Origin of the sequence: Microcoleus sp. OTE_8_concoct_300 (assembly GCF_031383065.1) — a bacterium.
GTDB lineage: Bacteria > Cyanobacteriota > Cyanobacteriia > Cyanobacteriales > Microcoleaceae > Microcoleus.
Window position 1 is genome coordinate 1 of record NZ_JANMZH010000222.1, and the last position, 10,328, is coordinate 10,328.

Annotated in this window: 13 protein-coding genes and 2 pseudogenes; 13 read left to right on the top strand and 2 right to left on the bottom strand. The window is 46.2% G+C overall.

Features of this window, described 5'->3' with window-relative positions:
• From ACUVJL_RS10650 to ACUVJL_RS10670, 5 genes and pseudogenes are all read left to right on the top strand, one after another.
• The coding region (locus ACUVJL_RS10650; protein WP_445245817.1) for a hypothetical protein at positions 1-184 on the top strand (184 nt) is incomplete at its 5' end.
• Between the two features lie 253 nt (positions 185-437).
• On the top strand, positions 438-1,730 hold the full coding sequence (locus ACUVJL_RS10655) for an RNA-guided endonuclease InsQ/TnpB family protein (RefSeq protein WP_445245818.1): 1,293 nt from the start codon (positions 438-440) through the stop codon (positions 1,728-1,730).
• A pseudogene (locus tag ACUVJL_RS10660) lies at positions 1,682-1,798 on the top strand (transposase); the annotation flags it as partial. The gene ACUVJL_RS10655 and the pseudogene ACUVJL_RS10660, both read left to right, overlap by 49 nt.
• Before the next feature lie 230 nt (positions 1,799-2,028).
• Positions 2,029-2,862, top strand: a complete 834-nt coding sequence (menB, locus tag ACUVJL_RS10665; protein ID WP_445245819.1) for a 1,4-dihydroxy-2-naphthoyl-CoA synthase — start codon at positions 2,029-2,031, stop codon at positions 2,860-2,862.
• A 4-nt stretch (positions 2,863-2,866) separates the two neighbouring features.
• The gene (locus ACUVJL_RS10670; RefSeq protein WP_445245820.1) at positions 2,867-3,034 is read left to right on the top strand and encodes a hypothetical protein; all 168 of its coding nucleotides are present in this window, start codon (positions 2,867-2,869) and stop codon (positions 3,032-3,034) included.
• A gap of 56 nt (positions 3,035-3,090) precedes the next feature.
• On the opposite strand, the gene ACUVJL_RS10675 is transcribed toward ACUVJL_RS10670, so the two are convergent.
• On the bottom strand, positions 3,091-3,378 hold the full coding sequence (locus tag ACUVJL_RS10675) for a hypothetical protein (RefSeq protein WP_445245821.1): 288 nt from the start codon (positions 3,376-3,378) through the stop codon (positions 3,091-3,093).
• Between the two features lie 579 nt (positions 3,379-3,957).
• Between ACUVJL_RS10675 and ACUVJL_RS10680 the strand changes: the two genes are divergently transcribed.
• The 8 genes from ACUVJL_RS10680 (at position 3,958) to ACUVJL_RS10715 (ending at position 10,005) form a co-directional block, all read left to right on the top strand.
• Positions 3,958-4,848 (top strand): RNA-guided endonuclease InsQ/TnpB family protein, encoded by an 891-nt coding sequence (locus ACUVJL_RS10680; RefSeq protein ID WP_445245822.1) that lies wholly within the window; start codon positions 3,958-3,960, stop codon positions 4,846-4,848.
• Positions 4,842-5,222 (top strand): zinc ribbon domain-containing protein, encoded by a 381-nt coding sequence (locus ACUVJL_RS10685; protein ID WP_445245823.1) that lies wholly within the window; start codon positions 4,842-4,844, stop codon positions 5,220-5,222. Before ACUVJL_RS10680 ends, ACUVJL_RS10685 begins: the two co-directional genes overlap by 7 nt.
• An 11-nt stretch (positions 5,223-5,233) precedes the next feature.
• On the top strand, positions 5,234-6,487 hold the full coding sequence (locus ACUVJL_RS10690) for an SPOR domain-containing protein (protein ID WP_445245824.1): 1,254 nt from the start codon (positions 5,234-5,236) through the stop codon (positions 6,485-6,487).
• Positions 6,488-6,714: 227 nt separating this feature from the next.
• Positions 6,715-7,185 (top strand): hypothetical protein, encoded by a 471-nt coding sequence (locus ACUVJL_RS10695; RefSeq protein ID WP_445245825.1) that lies wholly within the window; start codon positions 6,715-6,717, stop codon positions 7,183-7,185.
• 56 nt (positions 7,186-7,241) lie between these two features.
• Positions 7,242-7,679: an RNA-guided endonuclease InsQ/TnpB family protein gene (locus ACUVJL_RS10700; RefSeq protein ID WP_445245826.1), complete on the top strand. Its 438-nt coding sequence runs from the start codon at positions 7,242-7,244 to the stop codon at positions 7,677-7,679.
• On the top strand, positions 7,636-7,767 hold the full coding sequence (locus ACUVJL_RS10705; RefSeq protein ID WP_445245827.1) for a zinc ribbon domain-containing protein: 132 nt from the start codon (positions 7,636-7,638) through the stop codon (positions 7,765-7,767). The genes ACUVJL_RS10700 and ACUVJL_RS10705 overlap by 44 nt, the downstream gene beginning before the upstream one ends.
• A 357-nt stretch (positions 7,768-8,124) precedes the next feature.
• Positions 8,125-8,829 carry a PspA/IM30 family protein gene (locus tag ACUVJL_RS10710; RefSeq protein WP_445174570.1) on the top strand — a complete coding sequence of 235 codons (705 nt, stop codon included), beginning with the start codon at positions 8,125-8,127 and terminating at the stop codon, positions 8,827-8,829.
• 393 nt (positions 8,830-9,222) lie between these two features.
• Positions 9,223-10,005 carry a PspA/IM30 family protein gene (locus ACUVJL_RS10715; protein WP_333133841.1) on the top strand — a complete coding sequence of 261 codons (783 nt, stop codon included), beginning with the start codon at positions 9,223-9,225 and terminating at the stop codon, positions 10,003-10,005.
• A gap of 203 nt (positions 10,006-10,208) precedes the next feature.
• On the opposite strand, the pseudogene ACUVJL_RS10720 reads toward ACUVJL_RS10715, so the two are convergent.
• Positions 10,209-10,328: pseudogene (locus tag ACUVJL_RS10720) on the bottom strand (IS5/IS1182 family transposase); the annotation flags it as partial.

A 10,328-nucleotide genomic window follows, 5' to 3' on the forward strand; every position in this document is an offset into this window, starting at 1 on the left:
AATATCTCATGTAGTATTGGTTCAATTGTTTCCCATTCTGAATCCGTTAGACTGCTATAATAAGGCATGGCTGCTACTGGATAATGCTTTTACGGTCACGTTACCACAAGACCGTAAAAGATGTCAAATGGGTTCTATACCTGTAATCAGGTTAGTGTGGGATCGATCCGGCGGGTCAACGTAGGTACGGAGTTGACCAATCATACTTCTTGATCCCATATCAATTTATCAACAAATTCTCTAAGACGTTCCGGCGAGTCTGGGACAGCTTTAAGTCTTTCTCTTTGTCTTCGTAACCTTTGAATGCAATCGTTTCCTTATCTAGAGGGCGTTTAAGCCGTTTCTTTGCGCCAAACGTATTATTTTTCGGGAATGGCATTGACAGTGAGTTAAACGCAAGTTAACCTACCTATAACATGATTCACGAATCCTAGGGAATGAGAACCTCTTACCAATATCGATTACGCCCAACAAAATTACAAGCTGCTGAGATTGACAGATGGTTGTCAATGATGTGTGCTCAATATAATTTTCTGTTGGCTGATCGCTTTAACTGGTACGAGCAGAATCGTTCTCCCATCAATGCCTGTCCTTTGGTCTGCCATTTGCCCCAACTACGGGACAATCCAGATTACTATTCACAGAAGAAGACGTTACCTCAACTCAAGAAAACTCACCCTTGGTATGGCGAGGTTTATTCTCAAGTTCTCCAAGATGTAGTTAAACGAGTTAAGGTAACTTTCGATCGTTTTCTCAAAGGTGATAGCAACGGAAAGCGTAGCGGTAGACCTCGATTCAAATCACGCAGTCGTTACCGCACTTTTACTTACCCTCAAGTTAAAGACGGGTGCTTACAAAATAACTTAATCAACTTACCGATGCTCGGAAAAGTTAAAGTTATTTTGCACCGTTCTCTACCGGATAAATTCCAAATAAAAACCGCTTCTGTTACAAAAAAAGCTGATGGGTATTATGTGGTTTTCAGCTTAGAAGATTCAACAGTTCCTGAGATTAAGCCAGATTTTAATCCAAATAAACTTACTGGAATTGATGTTGGCTTGAAGGAATTCTTGACAACTTCAGAGGGTGAAACAGTTGCAATCCCTCAACATTACCGCAAGACCGGGAAACGCCTACGGACGATGCAGAAGCGAGTCTCACGCCGTAAGAAAGGCAGCAACCGGAGGCAGAAAGCAGTTAAGCAACTAGGGAAGTGTCACAAAAAAGTAGCGGACAAGCGTAAAGACTTTCATTTCAAGACTGCTAACAATCTCTTGAAGAAATATGATGTTGTTGCAGTTGAAGACTTGAATGTCAAGGGACTTGCCCGTACAATATTGGCTAAATCTGTGTTGGATGCTGGGTGGTCAAACTTCCTGTCGATATTAACAAATAAAGCCGTAAATGCTGGTTTGTTCGTAGTCCCAGTAAGTGCCTATAACACTTCACAAGATTGTTCGAGTTGCGGTGAAAAAGTGCCGAAAAAGCTGCATGAAAGATGGCACGATTGTTGGCACTGTGGGTGCAGTATTGATCGCGATTATAATGCAGCAATAAATATAAAGAATAGAGCGGTGGGTCATCCCGTTCTTAAAGCTCAGTCAATGTCCGAAGCAATAGCTGGAGTCTCCCAGAAGCCTACATCAATGGTGACAGCTTGTGTTGGTGTAGGAGTATGTCACTCATTGATAAGGCCACGTTCCATAAACGAGGACGTATCTCTCAACTGATTGAGGATGCAGGCTGTCAATTACTGTACTTACCCCTTTATTCCCCAGACCTTAACAAAATAGAGCAAAGAAGAGAGAATCGCTTTTCAATTTATTTGGCGGTGCAATCGTCAACTCACTCCACTCTTATCCCCAGGGATAAGTCGAGTACGACTTACCCTATGGGGATTCCCGTCTGGCTAGCTAAAAGCAGTGCACACCCTACAGATAGAGTGTGCGTCAGTCCTGTAAAATCTAAAAGCGACAAGTCGCTGTCTTGATAAACCCAGCTCGGTCTCAAATCTAAAATTGATTGATTATGCAAATTGAATGGCAAACCGCCAAAACCTACGAAGACATTCTCTATCACAAAAGTGGCGGTACCGCCAAAATTACCATCAATCGACCTCACAAACGGAACGCTTTCCGTCCCAAAACTGTGCAGGAACTCTGCGAGGCCTTTACTGATGCCCGCGAAGACACAAAAATCGGCGTTGTCCTTTTCACTGGTGCGGGGCCTCATACAGACGGCAAATACGCTTTTTGCGCCGGCGGCGACCAAAGCGTAAGGGGTGCGGCGGGATATGTAGACGAAGGTGGCATACCCCGCTTGAACGTCCTCGACTTGCAGAAGTTGATTCGATCGATGCCCAAAGTTGTAATTGCTTTAGTTGCAGGCTACGCAATAGGAGGAGGTCACGTTCTGCACTTAATTTGCGACTTGACGATCGCTGCTGACAATGCTATTTTCGGACAGACTGGTCCAAAAGTCGGCAGTTTCGACGGTGGTTTCGGAGCTAGCTATCTCGCCAGAGTTGTCGGGCAGAAAAAAGCCCGAGAAATTTGGTTTTTGTGTCGCCAGTACAGCGCGCAGCAAGCCCTAGAAATGGGTTTAGTCAACTGCGTCGTGCCCGTCGAACAACTAGAACTAGAAGGGATTCAGTGGGCTGCAGAAATTCTCGAAAAAAGTCCGATCGCGATTCGCTGTTTGAAATCTGCTTTTAATGCCGACTGCGACGGTCAAGCCGGTTTGCAAGAACTGGCGGGAAATGCCACTTTGCTGTACTATATGACCCAGGAAGGCGCCGAAGGCAAACAAGCCTTTTTGGAAAAACGGCAACCTGATTTTAGTCAATATCCTTGGCTGCCATAGCTGGATGAAGAAATCAGTTTTTTTATGCGCTCCTATTAAAGTAGATGCTGCCGATTGTGATGAGTTAGTAGAGCCGAATGCACCCGATCGTCCAAAAGTGTCAGTATTGATACCAGTTCCCAAAAAGAATGAAACTGCTTTGCCAGATCCAAACCCTGATATTCATCAGTGATTCCCCAATCGAAAATCGAAAATCGAAAATGGTATGAGTTGTCTGCTGCCGATTAACTAAACCCAGACTGCTGCAGATTTTTCGTTTAACGTTGTGCCTCTAAGCTGGCAGGCATTGCGATCGGAAAGAGTGACGGTAGCCTCCTGCAGCGTCAGAGTCTGTTCTTGCCACAGTCCAATTTCTTCTATGTTTTCCCAAGATGCCCCAAAAGGCGAAATTGCTAAAGAACAAGCTTTCCAGTGACTTTGAACAAACCCGCCTAGTAGAGCGCAAACACCCCCGCGTCTCCCCTCAGGGGTATAGTGCCGACAGTGACCACAAGCTGAAGTTAATGAGGTTTGCATAAAAGTTCTTAGGGGAATCATTTTCATCTCTAATTCTCCATTGCAGAGCTAACAGGTGTTAAAGCATCCCAACCTTTATTCTGTATGGGTTGTAGCGATCCCCGGAGCATAAGTGAATTTTATAATTTATTTATAATTTCGTTATATATAGAAACAATTAGCTCAGTGCGGGCTCATCCTCTAAGTGTAAACACAGAGGTAAGGTTTATAAAGCGGTCAGGGATCAAGAAGAAGTACAAATGCGGAACGAGTAGGAGAGGTTATAAATAAGCGGTATCTCCGGATACCAAAAGCTGCTTAGAGTCTCGGTAAGCAGCCTCAGGGACACAGCAGCAATTAAGTTTTCAAATGAAAAGGAAAAGATAGCTGCCGGCGATCGACAGCAGGCGATCGGACCCCTGTTGCATTGACGCCAAAAATAGCTAATCCTAAAATAGGCAAGTTTTCAAGCTTCTTGTTTATATCTACCAAAATTATGGGGTGAGAGCCTCGCCCATAAGCGAGCGAATTTAATTAATCTTAAGAAACCCCTTGAGGATTTGTAGGGCGGCTGTATACTAAGTCAAGGAGGTTAAGCAAGTGTTTAATTTGACGTTTGAATTTAAGTTGAAGCCCACAGCGACACAGATAGCAGTTTTTGAAGACTGGCTAGAACAGTGCCGCAAGGTGTACAACTCGGCCTTGAAAGAGCGCAAAGACTGGTACAACTCACGCAAATGTCAAATTAACTCTTGCTCCAAAAGCTCCGAGTACAATATTCCTGCTGACGGGCCCTTACCGACCTATTCAAGTCAGTGCAAGGCTTTAACAACATACAGGAAAACCAGCCCCGCACTGCTGCGAGTAAACGCGACCCTACTGCAACAAACCCGTTTGAGGTTGGAAAAAAGTTTCGTCACTATGTGGGAGCAAAGCCACGGGTTCCCTCGGTTCAAAAAACAGGGAACTCTGAGGTCTTTCAACGAACCGCAGTTGGGTGTAACTTTCCCTCAAGGCAACCGATTTAAACTGCCTGTAATTGGCTGCATAAAGTTTTGGCAGGATCGTCCCATCCCCCAGGGCGCAATCGTCAAACAAGCTCGCCTAGTTAGACGGTCTCCTGGCTGGTACATAATGTTGACATTATTGCAATGGGATGTCTCGATTCCCGATACTATTCCTCACGGAAATCCCGTAGGAATGGATGTAGGGTTGACTAATTTTATTGCAACTTCTAACGGACTTTTAATTAAAAGAACGAGTTTTTGGGCTGAGGCAGAACACAAGCTTAAATTGCTGCAACAGCGCGTTAATCGGAAAAAAATCGTCTCGAACGGAAAATATCTGCGGAAAAAGTCGCATTGCTGCATGAATATGTTGCCAACTGCCGAAAAGATTGGCATCCCAAGTTGTCACATCAAATCTGTGATGACGCGGGTATGGTGTTTGTCGAAGACTTTAATTTGGTCGGGCCCAAAGCGGCGATGTTAGGTAAGCACTACTTAGATGCTGGGTTTGGGCAATTCTTCAACAGATTGGAGCAAACTTGCTTCAAGCGCGGTGCATATTTCCAGAAAGTAGATGCCAAAAATCCGAGCGAAATCTGCCCCAATTGCCTTAAGGAAACAGGCAAAAAAGAGTTGTCAGAACGAGTCCATTCGTGTCACCATTGCGCCTATACAACCGACAGAGATGTCGCAGCCGCACAAGTAGTTCTCAAGGGAGGGCTTGCAGCCGTAGGGCATACCGCCTGTGATGCTTGCCTGCAAGTAAATTCATGGGAATCCCTGCGCAGCAAGAATCCCCACGCCTTTAGGCCCGGGAGTGTCAAAATCAAAACATTAAAATCAATTCAGAGGCGGTAGGAGTTTTGCTAATGAGTAAGCGTTCTTCGGTTGAATCCCCAAATCATCAATCCTCTTCAACCCCAATCAAGCCTGCTTTGCAAGCAGTCCTGGGGAGTCTGGATGTAAACCTAGAAGCAGAACTGACAAAATACAGAAGGCACAGGCGGCGCGCCGAACAGTGGGTGTCCCCATCAGTTCGTACCGGCAAGCAAACAGCCACAAGTGAGCAACAGCTAGCCCAAAATTTGCCGCAGGCGGCAGAGGAAACCCAGCAGCCGCTATCCCTGCCCCTATCCCTTGCCGGCCTCCAGGGCGATGCCCCCCTAGCAACTACCAGGGGCGGCACAAAATTATCTAGCAGTGCCTTCGCACCCAACAAGTATCTCGAATCAAGCGAAAAACTGATCGAAAGTTTGGATGACTCAAAAGCCGAGCCTGCGGTCGAACGCAGTTTAGCCGCGAGTCTGTTAACTCCCTTGGGACTGAGTTCGATGCTGCTATTTCTGCTGTCTTGCACAGCTTTGGGCTACGCAGTCATGCACCCGTCAAGTCTGGCTAAGATGGCCGGGCTGAACCGTTTGGTCGCACGCAGCGCACCCTCTCCAAGCGACAGTCCCGCCTCTGGTGCCACCTCAGATACCCGCACCAAGGAACTGCCGAAAGCTCCCAATCTGGTATCCAAGGAATTTGTCGAGCTAGATTTGAGCACTCTCAGCAATGTCAAGCCGACAGCCAGCCCGATTCCTTCCCCCTCGCCAAAAGCATCAATCCCGCCCACTCCGGCAGCGCCTCCGGGTCCGGGCGCGGCTGTCCCGATTCCGACAGAAGACGGCAATCCGGCCAGAGGGAGAGAAAAAGGACTCAACAATCTCAGCACAGCTTTGCTTCCCAGTCCCCGCCCCAGCGCCGCCCAGCCTGTGCCGACACTGCCGACACTGCCTCCAACACCCTCCCCAGCCCAGCCAGCCGCAGCATCGCCCGCGACAGCATCGCCCGCGACAGCATCCCCAGCGACAGCATCCCCAGCCGCCGCATCCCCAGCCGCCGCATCCCCGCTGGGAAGGCCTGCACGGGCTGCCGACGGTTTCTATTACGTTGTCACCGATTACACCGACGAAAAATCGCTGCAGATCGCCAGGGCCGCAGTTCCCGATGCCTACGTGCGGAATTTCTCAAAGGGTGTCAAGATCCAAATGGGGGCTTTGAACGATGCTGCCTCAGCAGAACTTTTGGTAAAAGAACTCCAAGAAAAAGGGGTGAAGCCGCAATACTATCAGCCCTAAATTAGGCAAAGAGTTCAACGAAATCGCCAAATACTTTGCTAAACTTACTCATAGTTAATCTTTACGGGAATCTTCCCTGTGGAAAGTTGCTGAGTTGGGAAAATTAGTTGGAGTGTTAAATAAGTCGAGGCATCGAGACTGTACCCGATCAAACACAACTTTAGGTAGGTCTAAGTATGTTTGCTATCAAACGATAACTCAAATTAAATAATAGAGAAGCGACTTTGATGGCGAAACACGCAGGATTGAGACTGGTTGTTTTTAATAGGGGATTGAGTTTTCAAGCGAGGATGTATGGCCGCGTCAAGCTTTCAGACTCGAAAGTGATTAACGAACTCAATAAAGTTTTGACCAATCACGTCAAAAAACAACCGGGATTTGCTTGGATGAATCAAGTGTCTAGCGGAGTATACCAAAAGGCATTAATTGATTTAAAGGATGCTTTTAATCGGTATCGCTCATCCAAGTGGGCCCATCCCACATTCGCTAGTCGTCGAGATGGTCAATCATTTACAGTAGATTCGTCAAAGCCAAAGGTTGTACTGAATGCTGGGAATAGGATTAAGATTCCTACATTAGGGACATTCCAAGGTCATGAACCACTGGAATGTGGTGAAAGTTTCCCAGACTTTTACCTTATCAAAAGAAGGAAGTCGTTGGGAAAGTCTCATTCTGCGTTGAGGCGGCGCACTTGTTAGTCCAATAAACCCAAGAATCAGTAGGTATTGACCTAGGAATTAAAGCCTTTGCAACGATGTCAAAAAATCAAGTTTTTGATGCACTAAAACCGTTAAAGCAAGCGAAAACAAAGCTAGCAATATTACAACGTCAAGCTTCAAAACAAGTAAAAGGCTATAATAACCAGCGCAAAACCTACAATAAAATGACGCGGATGCACTCCGGGATATCTGGGATTTGTAAGGAGTTATTACACAAGTTGACAACTACCAAAGTTAAGAATTTTAAACTGATTAAGATTGAAGACTTGAAGGTGAAAGGGATGATGGCTAATCATAAACTTGGCTTGGCTATATCTGACCTGGGGTTTTATGAATTCAGGCGTCAACTTGAATATAGGTGCAAGATGTATGGAGCGAGTTTAGTGCTAGTCGATCAATGGTTCCCTAGTTCTTTGACTGGCTCAAACTGTGGTAACAAACAAGATAGGTCACGCTCGTATCAGGACTTATGATTGTCCATCCTGCGGTATGTCGATTGACCGTGAATTAAACGCCAGTATCACCATTTTGAACTGGGAACCCAGGGTTCGAGGGGGATAGCCTACTTATCTTAGGATAGCCGACAACCCAACAGCGTTGTCAGTAAACACTAATTTATCTAAAGTAACTTGGGGTAAGTTTAGATAGGTTTTATGAAGCAGAATTAAACTGATGATAGGCGAGTAGGTTGGACCGGCGGCACGAACCCTCCGTTTCGCTTCACCCAACATTTGCTCAGTTTTGATGGGTAACGCTCGCGGCTTACCCATCCTAAAAATAATCAGGACGACCTAACTTAGAGGGAATTAAAATTTCAAAATTAAAAATTAAAAAGACGATTGATGAGTTTTCATTTTTAGTTTTTAATTCTGATTTCTCTGTCTTAATTCTAAAGTTTAAAATCGGGAGACGGGCCTCATGGGATTATTCGATCGCCTTTGGCGAGTGATTCGAGCCAATATTAACAGTTTGGTCGGGGCAGCAGAAGATCCAGAAAAAATTCTGGAACAGGCTGTAATGGATATGCAGGAAGATTTAGTGCAGCTCAGACAAGCTGTGGCAGGGGCGATTGCAGCTCAAAAACGCACTGAACGCCAGTGTTCCCAAGCTGAGTCTACTGCCGCAGAATGGTACCAGCGGGCGCAGCTAGCTTTGCAAAAAGGCGAGGAAAATTTGGCGCGGGAAGCTCTGACGCGCAAGAAATCTTATCAAGAAACGGCAACGGCGATGAAAGCTAGTCTCGGACAGCAGAACGCTGTTGTGACTCAACTTAAAGAAAATATGCGGGCCCTGGAAAGTAAAATTTCCGAGGCAAAATCTAAAAAAGATATGTACATTGCCCGAGCTCGATCGGCCAAAGCCTCGGAAAGGCTTCAAGAAATGATGGGCAATCTCAATACAGGTAGCGCTTTGAGCGCGTTTGAACGGATGGAAGAGAAAGTCATGCAGCTAGAATCTCGCTCCGAAGCAATCGCAGAACTCGGAACTAACGATTTAGAAAAGAAGTTTCTCTCTCTCGAAGGTGCCGAGGATGTCGATAGCGAGTTGGCGGCGATGAAAGCACAAATGCTTCCTGGCAACAATACACCCAAATTGCCGTCGGGCGAGCCTCCTGCATCGTGAACCCCAAACAGCAGAACAATAGTTGGGACGAGCAAAAACTTCTCAACAGCCTAGCTAGAGATGGCTCGAAGCCTGTTGGGGAATTCCCGGATCGAAGTTAAACTCAATAGATATAGCCTTTCTCAAAAAGGTGAGGTACGAATTTTGACCTGGAAAGCTTGACAATACAGGGTTTCTGTATACCTCATTTATCTGAGAATCGCTATAGGTGCATGAATAAGCTTGCCTGCACCACTTACTCGATCGCTTTAAACTGGATTTATCTGTCTGCAAAAATTGCCAAAAACTAAATCGCACTAAAAATCTGGCACGAGTGAATTTCACAACTGCGGGCTAGTGCCTAAAGCCTGCTTTCCGCCTACTTCGTACACCTCACCCTGGAAAAATAGCATTATGGGATTATTTGACCGCATTAGCCGAGTCGTCAAAGCCAATCTTAACGATCTGGTCAACAAAGCTGAAGACCCGGAAAAGATTTTAGAACAGTCTGTTACGGATATGCAGGAAGACTTGGTGCAGTTGCGTCAAGCCGTTGCTAGCGCGATCGCCACTCAAAAGCGCACCCAGACTCAGTACAATCAAGCTGAGTCTCAGTCTAACCAGTGGCAGCAGCGCGCTCAGCTAGCCCTGCAAAAAGGAGACGAGACTTTGGCCCGGGAAGCGCTGGTGCGCAAAAAGTCTCACGCTGAAACGGCGGCTACCCTGAAAGCCAGTCTGGATCAGCAATCGGCTCAGGTGGAAAGTCTCAAGCGCAACTTGATCGGTTTGGAGAGCAAGATTTCCGAAGCTAAGACTAAGAAGGATATGCTCAAGGCGAGGATATCCGCTGCTAAGGCTCAGGAACAGCTCAACAATTCCATTGGCTCCCTGAATACTGGCAGTTCAATGGCAGCTTTCGATCGCATGGAAGAAAAAGTTTTGCAGATAGAAGCTCGGGCGGGAGCTTCGGCAGAACTGGCGGCCGGCGGCAGCAATTTAGAGGAACAGTTCCGCTTGCTCGAAAGCGGCGGTGATGTTGACGACGAGTTAGCTCAGATGAAAGCTCAACTGACCGGAGGTTCTGTGTCTCAAGGTCAATTGCCGGCAGCGGGTAAAACTGCTGCTCGCAGCTCGGAGTCGAGTCAGGTGATTGACGCTGAGTTGGAAGAGCTGCGATCGGAACTCAATAAAATGTAGTAATTTCTATCAAAATTTACCTATTTCTCCGATCGCAGGTTTGATAGAATGCTCCGCCGACCTACAGCGCTAGCTTGGGGAGGTCGGAGTTTTTTTCAGGAAGCATTTAATACACAAAACTTTATTTTTGTCAACTATCTTTATGTTTACTTAAGGAATTAAGTCTTTAAAAAAAGTGATAGAGTAGACCTCTTGCGAAAGTCTCAGGCGATCTCTAATTTAGTCTTTAAAGAAAGTTCATAATTATAAATACCAGCGATCAAATTAAATCTTAATCCGAAGCGCCTTCTTCGATTCCGATATCTTGATGAAAGTATTCTAAA